Genomic DNA, 20,222 nt, shown 5'->3' with positions numbered 1-20,222 from the left:
GGGCGGCTACGCCGGCACTGCATCGGCGATGGCCTGCGTGGAATCTTTGCTGACCAGTAGCTTCAGTTCCTCGAAGTCGTGGACAGATTCGTCTAGATAGGGGCGAAGGCGACGTTGGCTCGCCGGGGTTGCGAGCAGCAGGTCCGTCTCCCGAACGAAGCTCTGCAGGTGGTCCGCTTCGCGATCAATCGACGCGGCGATCACCTGTCCGTCGTACGCCGTGTGCGATCGGAGCTCTTCGGAAAGCGGGGGAATGGTCTCCTGGCGGCGCGTCACCAGTCCGAGCGTCTCCCGGTTGTGGAGACGGGCCACCGTTTCGAGAACGGTGGGGGAAAGATGGGTCGAGAATCCCATCGTATCGGTGCGGGAGAGGGTTTCCAGCACCTCTTTCAGATGAGGGTACGGGGAGAAGGCAAAGTCCGCGTCCTTGTGGCGTTCGACCCGAGAGAGTGAGATTGGGAGAACGGTCTTCTGAAGGGCGGTGCCCAGCTGGTCGGCGCACATGCGGTTCAGTTCGTCGTGAGGGCCCACGGCAATCAGCTTGCGTTCCAGACCGGCGTGGTCGAGCAGAGTGGCCTGCTCTTGAAAGAGCGATTCGATTTCCACGTCGCTTAGACCCAGTCCCACCAGCTGCTGCAGCGTATTGTTCACCACTTTGGCCCCGCGCTCCATCCGCTCACTCTTGGGCAGAGGGGTCCGCTCTTTAACGGTGTATCCACTTCCGACCTGTGAGTTGAGAAGACCCTCCTCTTCCAGCTCCTGGTATGCTTTCCGGACCGTGTGAAACGAGATGTCGAGCTGGTCGCCCAACGAGCGGGTTGAGGGAAGTGTGTCGTTGGTGTTGTAGTGCCCAGACGCGATGAGATAGCGGAGCTGGTTGACGAGCTGTTCCCGTACGGATACAGTTGCGCCGTGGTCGATCTCCAAGGTCGACATCACGTTTAATTCCGTTATTGCAAATGAATTAAGCGAATCACGTTTTTTCGCTAAGAAAGCGAGGACCCACAGAGCGATTCTTGGGCTGCATTGCGGAGGGCTTGGAACTTGGGCCACTGAGTGGCCTGAAGCAGGTATGTCGTCCGGCCGATTGCAAGTTCTACGTCGAAGGATGTCGTGCGGACGTTGAAAATGGGCGTCCAGTCCCGAGGTTGATCAACGAGGACGTCGTAGACGCTCCGAATGGCTGCCTGGCCAGGGCGAAAACTTACCTCGGCCAGGGTGCGGTTCAAAGAAAAGTGCGTCCATACTGTCGCCAGGGCAATGGCTGCGGGAAGTCCCCACACGAGATACGCCCAGATGGGCTGTTCGAGGAGAGCGGAGGTGGTGGCGCCCACCATCAACGGCAGGGTACACACCCCGAGGGGACGGGGGAGGAACCGTGTGTAGACCCGCCCCCACGAGTTCCCCTCGGGATGGTGACTACTCTCGAAAACGGTAGCCTCGTCCATCGGGACGATCCCATGAAAAGAGAGGACAGTCTGCAGTGTTCTCGCCGCCCGGGTTTCCTACGCAACCGCTCCGTCTCCGGCCCCGTGTGGAGCTTCTGCTGCTTCTGTAGCGTCGGGCTGATTCCAGGCGTATCCGTGGTGGGTCGGCGGGGTGAGATTTTCCTTGATGGCCCGGGGGGAGACCCACCGCATGAGATTGTAGGCAGATCCGGCCTTGTCGTTGGTGCCCGAGCGCCGGGCTCCGCCAAACGGCTGCTCGCCCACCACTGCTCCTGTCGGCTTGTCGTTGATGTAGAAGTTGCCGGCAGCTTGTTCGAGAACGTCCTCTGCCAGCGTGATGGCCGCACGGTCCCGGGCAAAAATCGATCCCGTCAGTCCGTAGGGCGAGGTCTCGTCCACGAGGGAGAGGGTAGAGGCGAATTCCTCATCCGGGTACACGTACACCGTTGTTACGGGGCCGAAGATCTCCTCACACATGGTCGTCTCTTTCGGGGCGTGGGCGCGGATGAGGGTGGGTTCGATGAAGTACCCCGTCGAGTCGTCGGAGTCTCCGCCGTAAATAATTTCGGCGTCGTCGGACTCACGGGCCTGTTCGATGTATCCCACGATTTTGTTGAACGCCCGTTGATCGATGACCGCGTTCAAGAAGTTCGTGAAGTCCTCGGGCGGACCGACGTTCACCTCGTCCAGCTGTGTTGTAATTTCGTGTCGGACGTCCGGCCAGATCGACTCGGGCATGTAGAGGCGAGAGGCCGCAGAGCACTTCTGTCCCTGATACTCGAACGACCCGCGTACAACGGCAGTGGCAAGTTGCTCGACGTGAGCAGACGGATGGGCAACAATAAAGTCTTTGCCCCCTGTTTCCCCGACGATGGTCGGATAGGTACGATAGGTGTCCAGGTTGTCTCCGATCGTGGACCAGAGGTGGTCAAACGTCCCGACCGATCCAGTGAAGTGGAGGCCTGCAAAGTGCTCAGATTGGAGGGCGGGATCTCCTACTGCCGCGCCGTCATCGGCGGGGAGCATGTTGATTACGCCGGGAGGCAGCCCCGCCTCTTCCAGAATCTTGTAGAAGAAAAATGCCGAGTACACCGATCGAGAGGCAGGTTTCCACAGGACCGTGTTGCCCATGAGGGCCGGGGCTGCTGGAAGGTTTCCCTGGATGGCGGTGAAGTTGAAGGGCGTCACGGCCAGCACGAAGCCTTCGAGCGGCCGGTACTGCATCTGGTTCCAGATGCCCTCCGAGTCATTTGGCTGGTTGCGGTAAATTTGCTCCGCGTAGTGAACGTTGAACCGAAGAAAGTCGATAAGCTCGCAGGCCGCGTCGATCTCCGCCTGGTGAATGCTCTTTCCCTGTCCCAACATGGTGGCCGCGTTGAGGGTGTCCCGGTAGGGGCCCGCAATCAGGTCGGCGGCACGAAGAAAGATGGCAGCCCGGTCCGAAAAGTCCATGGCGGCCCACTCGGCCTTCGCCGCCAGGGCTGCGTCGATCGCGTCGTCGACGGCGTCACTTCCGGACTGATGCACGTGCCCGAGCGTATGCTGATGATCGTGGGGCGGAACGACCTCGGAGGTCGAGGGCGTGTAGGTGGGGGTTCCGCCAATGAATGCCGGAATGTCGATGGTCTGATTCCGCAACTCCTCGAGTCGCTCCTGAACGGATCGCCGTTCGGCTGACCCAGGGGCGTAGGAGCGAACCGGTTCATTCTCGGGAGTGGGACTTTCAGGATAAGCGTTGTTCATGGGCAGGGAGCGTAGAGAGGGATTGTGTAGGAGACGTAATCTACAACCCAGGTACGGGTGGAGAACTGAGCATGTTCGTTGGACGTCGTCGGTCGGATCTTCTTTCCGGCAGTCCTGTAGCGAAAGCGGATCCGATCCACTGCTTTGCTATTGTCTCTCACACTTCGTGCTTTCGGTTCGTGCCTGCCCGTTTTGAGCGCTTCATGTCTCTCCGGTACCTATGGGGGGCCGAAGGACGAAAGGAGGGGCGGAGTTTTCTCCGGTTCGTCGTCTACGTGGCCGTTGCAGGGGTTGCCCTCGGGGTCGCGGCACTTCTCCTTGCCCTCGCGATCGTTCGGGGATTTAGTGAAGAGATCGAAGAGAAAATTGTTGGGTTTGGGGCCCACATACAGGTGTCCAGCTACGTGCAGGACGAGCCCCTGGACCAGGGGACCTCTCTTCGGGCCCAGCTCCGTGAGATGAGGGGCATTTCCGCAGTGTCGCCCGTGGTGGAGCAGCCGGTGCTGCTCCGCCACTCGAAGAACGAGATTGACGGGGCGGTGCTGCTGGGAATGGACCGGCTTCCTACCCACCTGGAACAACGAGTCACAGTTGGTGACCCCGCCGTCGAGTTGACCGACGGCGGGGATCCGGGGCTCGTCGTGGGGCAGGAGATGGCCGCTCGACTCGGCCTGGAGGTTGGAGACCTCGTGACGGCGTTTGCCCTTCAGCAGAGAGAAAATGAGAGGTCCGTGGGAGGACAACGGCCCCGTGTCACACAGTTCCGAGTTCGTGGCATTTATGACACGTCACTTCAAGACATCGATGACGTATACGTCTTTGGCGACGCCTCCACCGCGCGACAGCTAGGAGCTCTCTCTTCCCCGTCGGTGAGTCGCCTCAACGTCACAGTCTCGGATCCCTCCCGCATTGATTCGTTGGCGGCCCAGATCGAGAACCAGTTTGGTTTTCCGGTGTCTGCCCGTACCATCTACCAGCAGTATGCGGGCCTTTTTGCCTGGGTCGATCTGCAGCAGAGCATCATTCCGCTCGTGATTGGGGTAATTGTCATTGTCGCTGCCTTTAACATCATTGGGACGCTGCTGATGCTCATCCTTGAGAAGACCCGCGAGATTGGCGTCCTGAAAAGCCTCGGCACGTCGGGGCGCACGCTGAAGCGGCTATTTCTCGTCCTGGGTCTTTTGATTGGGGGCATTGGGACGAGTATCGGAACGACCCTGGCCCTTGGCTTCGCCCTTCTGCAAAAGCACTTTGGACTGGTCTCGCTCCCAGCCGAGGCATACTACATGACCACGGCACCCATCGGACTCAACCCGCTTGACTTTTTGTTGGTGGCGGTGGTGACGATCTTGCTGTGTGGAGCGTCCGCCTACATTCCGGCCCGAGTCGCGGCGCGGGTTGAACCCGTAAAGGCCATCCGCTTCGAATAAACAGGCGCATCTGGACCTTGAGCGATCCTTTTTCAACAATCCTGTGTACCTCATGACCACGACCGACTCGCTCTCCGAAGGAGACCGTGCTCCCAACTTCACGCTCCATACGGACGAAGCACAACCCTGGGAACTGTCTGACCACCTCGATCAGCCCGTTGTCCTTCTGTTTTTTCCTGGCGCGTTTACCCGTGTGTGTACGACAGAACTGAACACGGTGAACAATGATCTGGGCTCATTTGAACCAGCGCACGTCGCTGGAATCTCGACGGATTCCCCGGCCGTCCTCTCGGAGTTTCGCTCCACGCAACAGCTTGAGTTCCCTCTCTTGAGCGACCACAACGCAGACGTCTGTGCGGATTACGGGGCGAAGTACGATCACAACTTCACCGACATGGGGCTGGACCGCATCGCCAAACGGTCGGCCTTTGTCGTCGATCAATCCGGTACGATTCGGCACGCTGAAATCCTCGACGATGCGGGCCAGCAGCCGGACTTCGATGCCCTGAAGCGGACCGTTCAAGGGTTAAATGGATCGTAGTCCGGGTACTTCGTCTTAGTTACCGTTATTGGAATTCAATAATAAAAATTTTGGTATAGAGGCTTGGAAAGGCAGGGCACCTCAGTAGCGAACATCCATCCCATAAAGCTCAGTCCCCGTGAGAGCTGCTTACCTCCAATTTGCCCCGAAATATCTTGAGGTGGATCAGAACCTTGCTGCAGTGGAGTCACAGCTTCACTCTGTTGAGGCGGACCTGATTGTCTTGCCTGAGCTCTTCACGTCCGGATATTTTTTTCAGTCCAAGGACGACCTCCGAGAGGTCGCCGAGCCCATTCCCAATGGCCAGTCTGTCTCTGCGTTACAGTCCTGGGCCGAGTCGTTGGAGGCCGTGCTCGTGGCGGGAGTGGCTGAGCGTGAAGGCGACCGCTTCTACAACAGTGCAGTGGTCGTTCGTCCCGGCGGTGAGGTAGATACGTATCGGAAAGTCCATCTCTTTTACGAGGAGACGACCTTGTTTGAGCCCGGGGATCTGGGGCTTCGAGTCTTTGCCGAAGAGACCTCGGAGGGAAAGCCGTACCGTTTGGGCATTATGGTATGCTTCGACTGGTATTTTCCGGAAGCGGCCCGGACACTTGCCATGAAGGGAGCCGATGTGATTGCCCACCCGTCCAACCTGGTTCTTCCACACTGTCCCGATTCCATGCCGGTCCGGGCCCGCGAGAATCACGTGTTCACCATCACGGCCAATCGATACGGGAGTGAAACCAAGGGGGAGGACTCTCTTCAATTTATCGGAATGAGTGAGATATGCGGCCCCTCCGGGGCCATTTTGAATCGGGCCGGTGAATCAGAAGACGTGGTGGAGGAGGTCGAGCTTGATCCCCACGAGGCCCGAGACCGCCGCATCAACGATCACAATGATGTACTTGGAGACCGGCGACCTGATGTGTACGCTACACAGTCGGAACGGGGGACGAAGTCGGCCGGTCAGTGTGATTCCTGAGTGGCGTGGTCGTCCAGAGCGGTGCGGATGCGCTCCTTGGGGTTGGAATGGGTGTCCGGTTCAAATGTCTGGCCGGTAACCTTTTCGAACAGCTCCACGTAGCGCCGGGTCACCTTTGCTCGAAAGGCACGGGGAAGGGCGGGCATCTCGTCCCCGGCCCGTCCCTGAAAGCCCTGATCCATGAGCCATTCCCGGACGAACTCCTTGGAGAGCTGTCGCTGTGGCTCTCCTTGCGCAAGGCGGTCTTCATATCCGCTCGCGTAGTAGTATCGGGATGAGTCGGGCGTGTGGACCTCGTCGATCAACATGAGATTCCCCTCAGGGGTGCGTCCAAACTCATACTTCGTGTCGACGAGAAGAAGCTCCTGCTCGCTGGCCATCTCGTGGCCTTTTTGGTACAGCGCCCGGGCCCACTCTGCGAGCTGATCGTAGGTGGCAGCGTCGAGGTCCGTGCCCGAAAGTGCCTCCTCTCGGGTGATGTCCTGATCGTGTCCCTCTTCGGCCTTGGTGGTGGGAGTGAGGATCGGCTCGGGCAGCTGTTCGCTCTCGCGGAGTCCCTCTGGCAACTCTTGGCCGCAGAGGGTGCGTGCTCCCCGGTCGTACTCCCGCCAGGCGTGTCCCGCCAGGTATCCCCGGACGACGAACTCGATGGGAATGGGCGTGCACTCCTTCGCGACTGTCACATTGGGGTCCGGGACAGAGAGGACGTGGTTGGGGACAAGGTCTTCCGTCGCCTCGAAGAAATACGCAGCCGTCTGGTTGAGAATCTGTCCCTTGAACGGAATGGTCTGGGGAAGAACGTGGTCGAAGGCAGAGATCCGGTCGGTCGTGACCAGGATGCGCCGATCTCCTTGTCGATAGCTGTCCCGAACCTTCCCGTGGTAGGGCCGTCCGAGATCGTCGAAGTGAGTTCGTTCGATGGTATGGTCGAGCTGATCCTCAATCACATGGGGGTCCATAAATCGGTGCTCCGCCGCACTTGGAGAATAAAATCGAGATGAGAAAACGCCTTGTCACAAACCCACCGGCACGCTCCGACAGGCCGAACGATGGGGAGGAGGCCGGGGGAACGCTACCGAGGTTGTTGGCTTGACTTTCGGACGTGAAGCTCCGGCTCCACCAGGCGAGATGCGTACTGTTCAGGCCCTTGCTTTTCAAGCCGGTCCAGAAGAAGGTCGGTGCCCTCATTCCCCACCTTGTGCATGTTTTGGGCAACGCTGCTCAGGCCAATGAAGCGACTCACCTTGATGTCGTCGTATCCCACGAATGCGAAGTCGTCGGGCGCTTCGAGTCCCTCTTCTCGCAGGGCCTGCCACGCCCCGATCGCCTGAACATCGCTGCTTGCGAAGGCAGCGTCAACAGGTTCGTCGAGGCTCAGGAGGTCTTGCATGGCTTCGTAGCCGGACTCTTCACTGAATCCGTCGTGCTTGCGGGTGTGTCCGTGCACCACGAGCTCCGGATCAAATTCGATTCCCGCCTCCTCCAGGGCCTGTCGGTATCCCGCGATCCGCTCGTTCCGAACGCGGTTCTTGTGAGGAGTCGTGATGGCCCCAATGCGATCGTACTCCTGGTCGATGAGGTGATTGACCGCAAGCTCGGCGCCGGTCTGGTCTTCCCAGTAAAACGAATCGAAGTCGTTCAGTTCAGCTCCCACGAGGACCACTGATCCCCCGAGCATCCTCAATTCATCGGCGAGCTCCTCGTCCGGAGTGACGCCGACAAGAAGGAGCCCGTCCATGGCCCCTCCCTCCAGAAAGCTCCGGAGGGAGCGCTTTGGGGCTTCCCATTCTAGGTCGCAGAGGAGTAGGTCCACATCCTCATGGTCGAGACGATCACGAACCCCTTTCAGTAACTCATTGTGAAAAGGGGTTGTAAACGTGGGAAGCGCAACGGCAATTGTTCGGGTCGAGCGCTGGGCCAGAGACTTTGCGGTCCGATTCGGCCGGAACTGCAGCTCTTGAATTGCACGCACCACTTTGTCTCGGGTTTGGTCGGCGACGTCCTCGGAATCATTCAGCACCCGAGAAACGGTTGAGATGGCTACCCCAGCATGATCGGCTACATCGTAGATGGTGGCCTTGGGCCGGCTCGGGTCGTCTTTCGCGTCTTTGGGCATGAAGCTGGTACCAGGTTGGAAGGAGAAAAGAGGCCGGGAGCGTTTGGCCAGTGCGCGCCAACACTGCAACGCCGGGGAGGCGCAAAAGCCTTTTTGGGTCGTTGGGGGAAACTCGGCCGGAGAGTGGTCTCTCTCTACAGGATGGTCCTTCAGTCTTGCACCTCAGCCGTGGTGGGCTCTTCTTGCAGAGTCGCAAAAAAGGTAGCATCCGGGTTTCCCCCTTCGTCTTGTTGACGGGCCCGGAGTGCTTCTGAGACCCGCCCCTTCGCTTTCTGCAAAGCGGGTTCCAAGTCCACCCCAGCCTGCAGGTGGTGAAGCAGGGGAAGTAGAAGCCCGCTCGAGGCACCGTGGTGCGACTCAAGATTGTCAAGGTAGGGGGCTTCGAAAAGAGCAAAATCGTCGCCGTCAAAGAACAAGTCGAGCGCGTAGTCCGGAGGCGACCCCTCTTGTTCATAGAAATGGGTGGGGAGTTTCCCGCACCGCACGAGGACATGATCCGCCCCCTGTTGAGCAATCCGCTGGGCGGCCACTTGGGCGTCGTCCAGGCTGGGAATCTCCATGCCAGCCACCAAGGCGGCATCTGTGCGGCGGATTGTGACGAGGTCGGGTTCGCTGAGGTGCTCGATGATCGCCTCCAGTCCCTGTTGTTCCAAAATGTCTTCCCCACTGGGGCCGCTCACGGTGAGGTCGTACACCACAGGTCCTTCCAGCGAGCGGAGATGGTCGAAGACGCGATCCACGGTTGGCGTGGCGCCGATGATGCCGACCTTCGCGCTGGAGGGACGTCGGGTTTCAAATATGTGTTCCAGTTGTGCCGACACCGTGTCCGTTGGGACATCGAGTACGTCGGTGACCAGCCCGTCTCCGGCGACCACGTGGGAGGTGCAGACCGGGTACGCGGTGCCAGAAAGTGCCTGGGCAGCAAGTAGATCGGCACTCAGACCGCGGGTAATTCCAGGGTAGAGGGCCCCAACAACGATGGGATGGAAGTGCATGCGCCGTGGTTGCGTATCAGAATGCGATTCGACTTGGGTCTTCTTCTTCAGAAAGATGTTTTCCCTACCACTACTGATCCCGAACGTTTAGGGGACGGACTCAGTTTTTCCAAAAGTCGTTGATAAAAATCATGCCTTCCATCATAATTCATGAGGTTCGTCACGGGCCTCAAAGAACCTGCTGGTCTCACGATTCACGTGTCGAGCTGAGTGTGGGGGTCAGGATGCGAACAGCCGTCTGAGGTGATGTATGGTTGGCACGTTGTTGGAAGAGGTGGGTCAATGAGCAATCCTCATCGATCAAGCCCCCCTTGTGCAACGGCAAAAAGTGTCCCTATCCGTTAAAGTCCGGTGCCTCATCGACGTAGTACGAAGACGATTTCCCCGGTTGGGCATGAAGGTACGTCTTGGTCGTCTCGATGCTCTCGTGCCCCAGGGTTTCGCGGACGAGCTCCAGGTCCGCTCCTTTCTGTAGTGCATGCGATGCATGGGCGTGTCGGAACCAGTGGGGCGACACCTTGGACGTCATGATCGGGCCTCCATTCTCGTCTCGTTTGGCAGACCCGTCCGACGCAGTTTTTTCAGTAAGCTTGACGCCGGCCCGCACGGCCGCCTTTTTCACAATCCGCCAGATCTGGGATCGCGAGAGGCATCCGCCTTTTTGTGATCGGAAGACGGGGTCGTCTGTGGCTCCGTAGCCTTCAGACTGTTCGTTTTCTCGCAGGCGGACAATCAGGCTCCACACCTTGCTGTACAAGGTAACGGCGCGGGTCTTGCCGCCTTTCCCGAAGAATGTGACCTGGCCCCCGGGCCGCTCGTCCGGCCCGTTCAGGTCCGGCCGGTCTTTCAAGTCGCGCCACCGAAGATCTTCCACGTCCGAGATGCGACCCCCGGACGCATAGAAGAGACGGAGCAGGACGTGGTTGCGCAGGTCGCGCTCGTCGCGCAGGAGGGCCCATAGGTCCGCCTCCGAGAGAATCCGCTCGGCGCGATCGTTGCGGACGGACGGGGTGGAGAGGGCCGCCCCGACGTTGTGGGCAAAGTAACGAAGCTTCGTCCCGAATGTGAAAAGACTCTTGATCGCCGACAATTTTCGCTTCTGCGAAGACCGTGCGTACCCGTCTTTTAGGTACTCACGGTATTCTTGTAGGTGACCGAGCGTGACGTACCGGAGCGGAAGGTCTACGAACTCGACGAATTGTTCGAGGTCGCGGGCGTACTCCTCCTGCGTCCGAGCGCTTTTCTCGGCGAGCCAGCGCTGGACGAGCACCTCGTCGGACTCAACCGAACATTGTTCATCGGAGGGGGCATTGTATGGAAGGCGTTTGTCGTCCCTCTGCGAGACACCCGGCACGGAACGCTCCCGGCCCGAGCCTTGCGTAAGTTGAGGTTCTGACCGCGGTTCCGAACTAGGCATGGACCGAGCAACAGTTTGTGAGACGTGAGCGACGAACAACACTGGACCGACCTTTCGGCCAGAGTGTGGAGCCTTTGCGGGGTATTTTTTCTGTAATTGCCGGAGATCCCGAAAAGAGCGAAAGGCACTGGATAACATAGAGCGGCTAGGCTGCTTTTGCACACCACGCACATGCGGAGCCCTTCTCGAGGCTTGCCGGCAACTGCTTTGGAGCCCTTGAGGCAACTAAATCGACGATCCTAAAAAACGCAACATAACGCATATTAGATCCCGTTGTTCTAAATGGCAGGCCAGAGGCCGACTGGGCCGGTCAGGCACCTACCAACACCTCCGATGCGTCGATGCGGATGTGCACCGCCGCACTGTTTTGAAGCGTTCCGTCTACACCATCTGCGTTGTGAATACGGGCCGCCGACGCTGGATCCCCGAATCGGCCATGGGCTTGAATTTGTGGAAGGTCCGCGCCGCCATCCGACGCAAGGCGTAGCCCAGTGCGCCGCAGTGTGTCAATCGCAATGGCCCCCACACCGGCGGCTTTTCCAGCACTGCGGACAATTGCGTATATCGCATCCGGGGACAACGGCTCGCCGTGGGTCCGATGGCTTACTGATCGCCAGAGCGGTCCGGAGGAGATTTCGTATTGATCTTGTACACTTTCGATCACACGGGCGACCTGGTCCGGGATCCGAACGTACGCACTCTCCGTGTTGGTGTCGCCAAGGTCGAGGATCCAGTAGCGGCCGAGCGGCCGGAGATCCTCGACCATGAGGCCTGCAATCTCGCTTCGTCGCAGCGCCGCGTACACAATTGTCAGGATGAGCGCCTGATTCCGGAGCCCCGCCCGATTCGACGCTCCGGCAGCCTCCAGCAGGTCTCGCACCTCTAATTTTGTGAGTGCGCGCGTGGACGAGGTTCCTTTCGTAGACGGCATGGGCTGGACTTCAGGATGCCGGGCCGGGTTGCGGTCATGGATGTTTTCTGCAATTGCCCAATCGAAAAACGAGCGGAGTGCAGCGAGTCGTCGCCGTTGCGTTCCTTCAGCGTGACCGAGAGCACGCATTGTGTGAATGAAGGCACGGATGTCGTCAACCTCGACGGATTGAACAAGCTCTGTAGCCACCCTTTGCTTCTCCGGGAAGAATTTGCGCAGGTCCGTCCGATACGCCCGGCGCGTCTGGTGAGACGACAGGCCGTTCAAAAATGAGTCTACGAGATCCGGGTCCATCAGTATTCGTGATAAAACATTTTATCGTTAGTCTATGCAGCTGGTAAGCTATGCTCCTCGGGTTTCAGAACGGAGTGCTTTTCAGGAGTGAGTCTCAGGATCGGGCACACGGCCGAGGCAGCCGTCAGTTGGTCTCGGTGGCGGTAACATCCGCCTCGTACCGAAAAACTGCCGCTACGCTGCGGCCGCCCGGCATTTCCTCGGGCGAAAGGACGTGTACCGCAGCTCCACTCAAATACGATTTGAGAGCGGCATAATTCAAAAGATCCCCGTCCCCGGGTTCCTGTGAGTCATGAACGCGCACTGTGTTGCTCTCGGGATCGAAGCGTCCCCATCGATACTGGCCCCGAGGAACGAAGAGCGCATCCACGCGACCATATGCGCAGGCGGGAATGATTTCATGGAAGTCATCGGAGGCAAGGTCGGCATTCTCGTAGTACAAATCCTCGAAGCGGTCAAGTTCTTCTTGCTGGACCGACTCCAGGACCGACTCGACCACCGACCAGGCCTCATGGTGCAGGTCCTCCGGGTCCAACTGCTCCGGATTTCCCGCGACGATATCGCTTTCAACGAGGTGGGGGAAGCTGTTCACGCCCTTGTAGAGCGGTAGGTACTCAGACACACCAGCGAGAACAAGGGGCGCGTTCTCTCCTCCAATGTAATCCGTAACGCTCTCGTCGATGCGCCGGAAAAACCGCTTCAGCTGATCTTTCGGCTCGCGGCTCTGATCCTCGGACGATCCGTGTCCGTGGCGCATGTGACTGGCATCGCTCCCATCCGGAGAGGTCGGTGTCGCCTCGGTGTGAGACTGCGTCCCCTGCTCAGGAGGAGCATCGTACTGCTGCACGGCCGACACGATATCGGAGGGGATTTCGGCCGCTTCCACTTCACTGATGGCCTGATGCGTTCCTTGATAGAGACGAACGTCGTTCTGACTCAGCGCCAGCAGGTAGTATTGATTGTTCGACGCAATCATTGGGAAGAGAGGCTTCAGGTGGAAGCGGTCCTCAACAATTGCAACCTCATCGAACGGGAGCGGAAGGCGGTAGAACTCGGACGTGTCCGTCGTCAAGAAGGCGGCGAGACCCTCACTCAGCCCACGCCAGAACCCGGGGCGATCAAGCAATTGGCGGGCCTCGCCCAGAATGTCGTCGATGGCAGACTCGCGGTATTCCTGCTCGCGGAGCTGATCCCGAACATCCCGCAAGAGGTTTTTGAACCGAGTTGTATTCTGGGACCAGTCGGAGCGGAAACGATGCGTTGGCATGTACAGCGAAATGCAGAGATCACCGTCCAGCTGAGCCAGGCGTTTCAGTTCACCGCGGTTGAAGAGGTCCATAGGTGCAGTTGGAAGTGATGGATAGCAGGCTGAAGAGTTGCAGGGGAGCCGAGAGGCCGTCGCCACACGCTATTGAGCGGTCGGCCGACGGAGCACGGCCCGAACAGGAGCGGCATCGCCCTCAGCAATTTTGAGAGGGAGTGCAATCAAACGATACTGTCCCGGCGGCACGTCCGCAAGGGCAAGGCCTTCGAGATTCACAATCCCGGTATTCATCAACGCGTGGTGGGCGGGCAGATCTGTGCTATCGAGTGGGTCCACAGACGGCGCGTCCGTGCCAACAAGCACTGTTCCCCCGTCCGAAAGAAACCGGATGGTGTCTGGGTCGATTGGCACCACAGCATCGGGCCAGTTACCACTTGGAGAAGCACCGGGGAAAGTCTTGAAGAGAACGCGCTCTGCCGCGTCCTCGCACAACTGATCAACGTGACTGGGGCGGATCGAGGAAGCGCTTTCTTCGACCTCGACAACCTGGACAGGCCCGACGAATGCGTCGAGGGGAAGATCATCGGTCGTTGCGCCGTGATCGTCAATGTGAAACGGCGCGTCCACGTGGGTGCCAGTGTGTGTACTCAGTTGAATAGAGCCCAAGTTGACGGATGCATCCTCCTCCCCAAGGCGAGCGGTCCAGGTCCATTCGACCTGCTGGTCGCCGGGCCACACGGCCGTTGCGGGGGAAACGCTCTGAGAGATGTCGATGAGAGTCATCGGACGGATGGGCCTAGGCAGACGTTCGCTCTGGGTAGTCAGGGGCACGAATGGGGCGATCGTGCTGAGGGCGCCGGTCCCCAGAGAAGGATGGCGGTGGGGGGGCTGGGTGCCATCGCGGCCCGCCCGGCGGCCCGCCCGACGAGCCCGAGTCGTCACTCCAGATGAAATGCCAGAGCAGCGTCCCGAGGATAATCGGACCGAAGGCAACGAAGAAGCTAAGAACCTGGTAGATCCAGTTCATGGCCGGCGAGGAGAGACTAAGGGGCAAGGCCGTGAGCGGACGCCAATCGTCACGTGGTACAAGACCTTCACTACGCTTTGATGTCCACGGACAAACGAGACAACAGTTTCGGAATTTATCTCTCTGCACCGTGAAAATGACGTGTCTGAGTGGTTTGTTGTTGTAGTATCTCACTCCCCCCTTAGCAAGACATATTTATGTCCACCGACTACGACCTGGTTACGATCGGAGCAGGGCACAACGGATTGATTGCAAGTGCGTACGTGGCACAGGCTGGTTATCGGGTCGCTGTCTTTGAGGAACGCGGGATGGTTGGAGGGGCAGTGTCCACCAAAGAACTGTTCCCCGGGTACCAGATCGACCTGGGAGGCAGCGCCCACATCCTTATCCGCCAGACTCCCATTGTCGATGAGCTCGAGCTTGAGCAATACGGTCTGACCTACATTGAGCTCGACCCCATGTTCGTCGCCCCCTTCCCGGACGGCGACGTGATCTACTTTTACCGAGACCTAGACCGCACCGTCGATCATCTGGAGCGGCTCTTTCCCGGTGAGGGAGAGGCCTACCGCAAGTTTGTAACGGACTGGATTGGATTTGCCCGCACCATGCGGGACATATTTTTGACCTCCCCCAGTCCCCTGGAGCTGGGCAAGCACCTGATACGTGGGGCAAGCTCTCCGCTTCCCTGGCAGGAAGAACTTCGGCACATTCTCCGTCCGTACCAGGAGGTGCTCGGCTCATACTTCGAAGAAGAGAAGCTGCGAACGGCCATTGCCTGGATGGCGGCCCAGTCGGGCCCCCCGCCAACGGATCCCTTGACGGGTCCCTTCGCGCTTTGGCACCCGTTGTACCACGAGGGCGGGGTGGCACGCCCCCAGGGCGGCTCTGGAGAGCTTACCCAGGCGCTTCGACGCCACATCGAAGCCCACGGAGGCGACATCTACACCGACGCACCCGTCGAGAAAATTCTCGTCAACCATGAACGAGCCGAGGGCATCCGGGTCAATGGGACCTCCTATACCAGTCGGACTGTGTGTTCGGCCACCCACGCGAAAGAGACCTTCGACCACCTCCTCCCCGCCCAACACCGTCCCGACGAGGCCGATGGGCTCCGGATTGGAAACGGATTTGGGGCCATGATGCGTCTGGCGCTTGATGAGCCCGTCTCCTATTCGGCAGCCTCCAACAATCAAAAGGCACGGACGGGACTGCAGTTGCTGTGTCGGGACATGACGCAACTGCGAGCGGCATACGGGGATCACTTGGCCGGTCGGCCGGCACAGGATCCGCCCCTGATCGCCATGACGTTCTCCGCCGCGGATGACACGCTGGCCCCGCCGGGAGGAGAAGTGCTCTGGCTCTGGGGACAATATTTCCCCTACGAACTAGCCAGTGGGGATACGTGGCCGGACATTGCCGAGGGCGTGGCCGACACATTGCTCACACAGTTTGAGCGCTACGCCCCGGGAACGCGCGAGTCCATTGTGGGCCAGTTGTTTCAGCATCCGGAATGGCTTGAGGATCACTTGGGGCTGTACCGGGGGAATGTGATGCACCTGGAGATGAGCATCGACCAGATGTTCTCGGCACGCCCCCTGTTTGGATCGTCAAACTACCAGGGCCCCGTGGACGACCTGTTTCTAACGGGGGCAAGTACGCACCCTGGCGGGGGAATCATGGGCGCATCGGGGCGAAACGCCGCACGTGTTGTGCTTGACAGCGTGGCATAACATTCCATCACGATAACAAAGACCGCGACGAAATGAGCTACCTTTCCTTCCATCTGGTCTTTCTGGTACCGCCGATCCTGGGCATGATGGCCCTGCATCGGCGCCCGAGGCAGATGGGAAATGACCTTCGTGTGGATCTAGCAATCCCGGTCGTTTGCTTGATCGCACTCACGTACACAACCCCCTGGGACAACTACCTCGTTGCCCAAGAAGTCTGGTGGTACGGGGCAAACCGGGTCGTGGGAACCATCGGGTACGTGCCTGTCGAGGAGTACATGTTTTTTGTGCTTCAGCCGTTTCTGACTGGTTTGTTTCTCTACCAGTACCTACATCGATCTCCCCCCGTCCCCAAAGCGCATTCCTCATGGGCGTCTTGGACGGGGGCCGCAGTGTTCGCGGGACTCACTGGACTTGGGGCGTTCTTCCTGATGGACGGGCGGCCGTCGACGCTATACCTGGCCCTCATTCTGGTTTGGGCCCCTCCCATTCTGGCAGGGATGTGGCTCTACGATGGAGAGACGCTCTGGGCCCTCCGCAGCAGCGTATTCGTCACGACAGGTCTTCCGACCCTCTATCTCTGGGGAGCAGACACCGTGGCCATTCGGTCCAAAATTTGGACCATCGCGCCCGAGTACACGGTTGGCGCTTCGTTCCTTGGGCTTCCCCTCGAAGAAGCGTTGTTCTTTCTGTTCACCAATCTCTTGGTTGTGCAAGGGATTCTCCTGTTTCTATACGGGTCTCACAAAGCGTTTGCCCCAGAGAAGGAAACACGCCTATCCATACCCTAACATGTAACTTCTCCCTCACAATTTGAGAAGTTGTCCCGTATGTTTTTGTTGGCGGTCGCGAGGCCTCACAGTTATACTGATGCATGAACACCGCATATGTACTTGCCAATGGAAAAATGAGCGTACGCCCAGCTTTCCATTGGCAGAGGCAATTGAGATGATTCCGAGCGTCCCCAGCGGGCCGTTCGGGCTCACTCACACTATCACCCAAACAACCCAAATCTACCCATGCTACAAGAGCTTCCCACCCTGACACCGGGCCAATATAACCTGGTGTACAACATGTTCTCTTTCACCGTCGCGACCATGACGGCGTCTTTCGTGTTCTTTGTCATGGCCCGCAACAACCTGGCGCCGAAGTATCGGATTTCGATGATGGTCTCGGCGCTGGTGGTATTCATTGCCGGCTACCACTACTTCCGGATCTTCAATAGCTGGGAAGGCGCATATGCCCTCAACGCGGCTGCCGGAATGTACGAGCCGACCGGTGAGCTCTTCAACGACGCCTACCGATACGTAGACTGGCTCCTTACCGTGCCCCTTCTCACCGTTGAACTCGTGCTCGTGATGGGCCTGCCGAAGAATGAGCGAGGCCCGCTGGCTGCGAAGCTCGGGTTCGCGGCGGCACTGATGATCGTGCTCGGATACCCTGGAGAGGTGAGCGGTGACGCCAGCCTCTTCGGCACCCGTGGGCTCTGGGGCTTCTTCAGCACCCTCCCCTTCGTGTACATTCTGTATGTCCTCTTCACCCAGTTGGGCGACACGATCCAGCGACAGAGCAGCCGCGTAGCCACCCTCTTGGGCAACGCCCGTCTGCTGCTGTTGGCCACATGGGGCTTTTACCCCATTGCCTACATGATCCCGATGGCCTTTCCGGAGGCGTTCCCGAGCAGCACACCGGGAACCATCGTGGCGCTTCAGGTTGGATACACGATCGCGGACGTTCTTGCGAAGGCCGGATACGGTGTGATCATCTACAACATCGCCAAGGCCAAGTCCGAAGAGGAAGGCTTCAACGTCAATGAGATGGTGGAGCCGGCCACGGCCAGCGCATAGCATCGGTCTCGTCCTTTGACTGTTGTCAAGGAGATTGGATCTTCCCCGCCGTCGGGATCTTCCGACGGCGGGGTTTTTTTGTGTACTCCAGATACTCGTTGACGAGAGGACCGCCCTCCAAAACGGCGTCTCACATTCCTACCCCGAAACCATTTCTTGGACGCAGGTATTGAGGAATCCTTCGCCCGCTCTACCGACCTGACCCTCAGAGAGATGGCGTCTCTGCCTGCGCCCGATTCCTCCGATCCCATTCTCACCATTGCCGGGCCCACGGCCGTCGGCAAGACGGAGCTAAGCCTCGATGTCGCCGAGCAACTCAACGCCGAGATCGTCTCGGTCGACAGCCGACAGGTGTACGAGGAATTGACGATTGGGACGGCAAAGCCAGTTCCTGAGGCCCGCCGCCGCGTGCCCCATCACTTTATCGGAGAACGGTCCCTCCACGAACCATTCTCGGCCGGGGCGTACGCGGAAGCGGCCAACGAGCGGATTCGAGACATCCTTGCACGAGGCCGCCGCCCCCTCGTCGTGGGGGGAGCGACGCTGTATCTGCATGCCCTCCAGTACGGCCTGGCAGACATTCCGGACGTGGACGCAGAGGTCCGCGAGCGACTGAATCGGCGGCTGGAGTCGGAGGGCCGAGACGCGCTCTACGAAGAGCTTGAAGAGATAGACCCGAAGCAGGCGGCCGAGACAGATCCGACCAAGACCCAGAAGGTGATTCGTGCCCTCGAGGTATACCACGGCACCGGTCGGACGCTCTCTCACTATTACGAGACCCAGCCAGAGCCGCCGTTCGACTACGTCACGGTCGTCCTCAACCGCGATCGGGAAAAGCTGTACGACCGCACCAACCGGCGTGTCGAGCGGATGCTCGACGCGGGGCTTCTGGAGGAAGTTCGCAACGTCATGGACATCGATGGGGTGCAGTTGGATGAGCCTCCACTAAGCACGATTGGCTACCGGGAGCCCATACAGCACCTCAATGGCGAAATCGACTACGACGAGATGGTGCGACTCGTAAAGCGGAACACACGCCGCTACGCGAAACGTCAGCTTACATGGTTTCGCCGGTACGACGAGTACCACTGGCGATCCGCGCCCGAGACGGGTGCCGAGGAACTCGTGTCGATCCTGGCAACGGCGTTGAACTCCGATCACTCCGCAGCGGACTCGGCCCGGTAGTTCTCTAGCACATGGTGGTGGACGCCCACTGTATACTGGCGGACCGAAGCGATGACGGCGGCCCCACCCCACCCCATCCAAATCCATACCCAATAGGGCCCGTCCACGTAGAAGAGGTACGTTCCGATCGAGCAGGTCCCCAGCCAGAGCCAGTGCCATGACGGCCGTGGGCCCGCGACCCCGAGCGCGATCACAGGCAGAAGATACCACGGATGCACGGTTGTACTGAGGACGAACAGCGCACCGATGACAAGGAGACACGCACGGCGAAACGACCATTTGTACCACGCGTCCAGTCCGTACAACACCGGCAGGGAGATCAAGAAAAGTCTCCGGAAAAGCGGCCCTATCGTCTTGCTCCAGTCCGCTCCCGTCCAGGCCCAGAGGGCATGCTTGGTCGCGTAGTACGGCCCGGCATTAAACTCAAACAGCTTCGCAAACAAGTCGACCGATGCCTTGATGTGCGGAAGAGCATACGGGGCCGCGTACGGAAGGCTCAGCCCTACCACCAGAAGCCCTCCGGGCCACACGGCCCGCCACCCGAAGCGCCGCAGCAAGAACGGCCCCAGTGCAAATGGGTAGATCTTGACGAGTCCGGCCCCTGCAATGGCCAACGATGCACATGCTCCGCAGTGCTGTCGAACCGCCCATACCGCCGTTAGCAGCAACAGGACCAGGAGCGCCTCGGTGTGGCCCTGCCCCGCCGTCTCGATGAGAACCAGAGGATTCCAGGCATACAGAAGCACATTGCGGGCACTCGTCAGGCGTGCAAGCAGGACGACACCTCCAAACTCCACTGCCATGATCAGGACCTTCAGAACGTAGTACGACGTCGTCCAGCTCCCGTCGTAGAACAGCCCCCCGAGGGCAAAGACAAGCTGCGAGAGTGGAGGGTAAACGCTGTAGTAGGACTGCGAGTTGAGTTTCTCGTAGAGCGTCGTGTCCTGAAAAGAAGTAAGAGCAGGGTCTGACGGGACGTACCTGTACGGGTTGATGCCTTCCCATTGAAGCCAGCCGTCCCAGATGTAGCGGAACAGGTCGTCGGTCAATCCCGGCCCGACTGGAAGGTAGGCCACCCGAAGAATCAGCGCACCCCACAAGACCTCTCGCATCGACGGGGCATCACGGCGCCAGAGCAAACACAAGCCCGCACTTCCGAGGAACGAGGCCCCAACCAAGACGGGCCAGGTGGACTCAAACGCGGCCCACAGAGGCCCCGACAGAAGAACAATGCCGGTAAACAGGAGGGTCCAGGAGGTGAAACGGCCCCGATGAGTGCCCGACATCGTACCT

At 59.3% G+C, this 20,222-nt stretch carries 18 protein-coding genes and 1 pseudogene; 7 read left to right on the top strand and 12 right to left on the bottom strand.

Going from position 1 to position 20,222, the window contains the following annotated elements; genetic code table 11:
- Positions 1 to 6 precede the first annotated feature (6 nt).
- The 3 genes from B7R93_RS12840 to pruA are packed head-to-tail and all read right to left on the bottom strand — an operon-like array spanning position 7 to position 3,191.
- Positions 7 to 936 carry a GntR family transcriptional regulator gene (locus B7R93_RS12840; protein WP_103021155.1) on the bottom strand — a complete coding sequence of 310 codons (930 nt, stop codon included), beginning with the start codon at positions 934 to 936 and terminating at the stop codon, positions 7 to 9.
- A 50-nt stretch (positions 937 to 986) separates the two neighbouring features.
- Positions 987 to 1,448, bottom strand: coding sequence for a hypothetical protein (locus B7R93_RS12835; RefSeq protein ID WP_103021154.1), 462 nt, complete (start codon positions 1,446 to 1,448; stop codon positions 987 to 989).
- Positions 1,449 to 1,505: 57 nt separating this feature from the next.
- Positions 1,506 to 3,191 carry an L-glutamate gamma-semialdehyde dehydrogenase gene (pruA, locus tag B7R93_RS12830; protein WP_103021153.1) on the bottom strand — a complete coding sequence of 562 codons (1,686 nt, stop codon included), beginning with the start codon at positions 3,189 to 3,191 and terminating at the stop codon, positions 1,506 to 1,508.
- 179 nt (positions 3,192 to 3,370) lie between these two features.
- Here pruA and B7R93_RS12825 point away from each other — a divergent pair, with 179 nt between their 5' ends.
- The 3 genes from B7R93_RS12825 to B7R93_RS12815 all read left to right on the top strand — a co-directional run bounded on the left by B7R93_RS12825 (position 3,371) and on the right by B7R93_RS12815 (position 6,126).
- The gene (locus B7R93_RS12825) at positions 3,371 to 4,621 is read left to right on the top strand and encodes an ABC transporter permease (RefSeq protein ID WP_232798416.1); all 1,251 of its coding nucleotides are present in this window, start codon (positions 3,371 to 3,373) and stop codon (positions 4,619 to 4,621) included.
- 52 nt (positions 4,622 to 4,673) lie between these two features.
- A complete protein-coding gene (locus tag B7R93_RS12820) occupies positions 4,674 to 5,162 on the top strand; it encodes a redoxin domain-containing protein (protein WP_103021151.1) in 489 nt (162 codons plus the stop codon).
- A gap of 118 nt (positions 5,163 to 5,280) precedes the next feature.
- A complete protein-coding gene (locus B7R93_RS12815) occupies positions 5,281 to 6,126 on the top strand; it encodes a nitrilase-related carbon-nitrogen hydrolase (protein WP_103021150.1) in 846 nt (281 codons plus the stop codon).
- On the opposite strand, the gene B7R93_RS12810 is transcribed toward B7R93_RS12815, so the two are convergent.
- From B7R93_RS12810 to B7R93_RS12780, 8 genes and pseudogenes are all read right to left on the bottom strand, one after another.
- On the bottom strand, positions 6,111 to 7,085 hold the full coding sequence (locus tag B7R93_RS12810; protein ID WP_103021149.1) for a phosphoribosylaminoimidazolesuccinocarboxamide synthase: 975 nt from the start codon (positions 7,083 to 7,085) through the stop codon (positions 6,111 to 6,113). The two genes, B7R93_RS12815 and B7R93_RS12810, sit on opposite strands and share 16 nt — an antisense overlap.
- Before the next feature lie 113 nt (positions 7,086 to 7,198).
- Positions 7,199 to 8,242, bottom strand: coding sequence for a LacI family DNA-binding transcriptional regulator (locus B7R93_RS12805; protein WP_103021148.1), 1,044 nt, complete (start codon positions 8,240 to 8,242; stop codon positions 7,199 to 7,201).
- A gap of 149 nt (positions 8,243 to 8,391) precedes the next feature.
- Positions 8,392 to 9,237, bottom strand: a complete 846-nt coding sequence (thiD, locus tag B7R93_RS12800; protein ID WP_103021147.1) for a bifunctional hydroxymethylpyrimidine kinase/phosphomethylpyrimidine kinase — start codon at positions 9,235 to 9,237, stop codon at positions 8,392 to 8,394.
- Between the two features lie 334 nt (positions 9,238 to 9,571).
- Positions 9,572 to 10,654 (bottom strand): tyrosine-type recombinase/integrase, encoded by a 1,083-nt coding sequence (locus B7R93_RS16375; protein WP_423815899.1) that lies wholly within the window; start codon positions 10,652 to 10,654, stop codon positions 9,572 to 9,574.
- 310 nt (positions 10,655 to 10,964) lie between these two features.
- Positions 10,965 to 11,585 (bottom strand): tyrosine-type recombinase/integrase, encoded by a 621-nt coding sequence (locus B7R93_RS12790; protein WP_232798499.1) that lies wholly within the window; start codon positions 11,583 to 11,585, stop codon positions 10,965 to 10,967.
- 54 nt (positions 11,586 to 11,639) lie between these two features.
- Positions 11,640 to 11,879, bottom strand: a pseudogene (locus B7R93_RS16240) (site-specific integrase); the annotation flags it as partial.
- A gap of 124 nt (positions 11,880 to 12,003) precedes the next feature.
- Positions 12,004 to 13,218, bottom strand: a complete 1,215-nt coding sequence (locus tag B7R93_RS12785) for a baeRF7 domain-containing protein (protein ID WP_103021144.1) — start codon at positions 13,216 to 13,218, stop codon at positions 12,004 to 12,006.
- 69 nt (positions 13,219 to 13,287) lie between these two features.
- On the bottom strand, positions 13,288 to 13,926 hold the full coding sequence (locus B7R93_RS12780; protein ID WP_103021143.1) for a cyclase family protein: 639 nt from the start codon (positions 13,924 to 13,926) through the stop codon (positions 13,288 to 13,290).
- 441 nt (positions 13,927 to 14,367) lie between these two features.
- On the opposite strand from B7R93_RS12780, the gene B7R93_RS12770 reads away from it, so the two are divergent.
- The 4 genes from B7R93_RS12770 to miaA all read left to right on the top strand — a co-directional run bounded on the left by B7R93_RS12770 (position 14,368) and on the right by miaA (position 18,929).
- Positions 14,368 to 15,900, top strand: a complete 1,533-nt coding sequence (locus tag B7R93_RS12770; protein ID WP_103021141.1) for a phytoene desaturase family protein — start codon at positions 14,368 to 14,370, stop codon at positions 15,898 to 15,900.
- Positions 15,901 to 15,932: 32 nt separating this feature from the next.
- Positions 15,933 to 16,688 carry a lycopene cyclase domain-containing protein gene (locus B7R93_RS12765; protein ID WP_103021140.1) on the top strand — a complete coding sequence of 252 codons (756 nt, stop codon included), beginning with the start codon at positions 15,933 to 15,935 and terminating at the stop codon, positions 16,686 to 16,688.
- 228 nt (positions 16,689 to 16,916) lie between these two features.
- Positions 16,917 to 17,744: a bacteriorhodopsin-like gene (locus tag B7R93_RS12760; protein WP_103021139.1), complete on the top strand. Its 828-nt coding sequence runs from the start codon at positions 16,917 to 16,919 to the stop codon at positions 17,742 to 17,744.
- A 213-nt stretch (positions 17,745 to 17,957) separates the two neighbouring features.
- Entirely contained in the window at positions 17,958 to 18,929 is a 972-nt protein-coding gene (miaA, locus tag B7R93_RS12755) for a tRNA (adenosine(37)-N6)-dimethylallyltransferase MiaA (RefSeq protein ID WP_103021138.1), read from the top strand.
- On the opposite strand, the gene B7R93_RS12750 is transcribed toward miaA, so the two are convergent.
- Complete coding sequence (locus B7R93_RS12750; protein WP_232798415.1) at positions 18,902 to 20,215, bottom strand: MptA/MptB family glycosyltransferase; 1,314 nt, start codon at positions 20,213 to 20,215, stop codon at positions 18,902 to 18,904. The two genes, miaA and B7R93_RS12750, sit on opposite strands and share 28 nt — an antisense overlap.
- Between the last annotated feature and the right edge of the window lie 7 nt (positions 20,216 to 20,222).

The organism is Salinibacter altiplanensis (genome assembly GCF_002894645.1).
GTDB classification, from domain to species: domain Bacteria; phylum Bacteroidota; class Rhodothermia; order Rhodothermales; family Salinibacteraceae; genus Salinibacter; species Salinibacter altiplanensis.
This window is presented reverse-complemented; position numbering and strand designations above follow the sequence as displayed.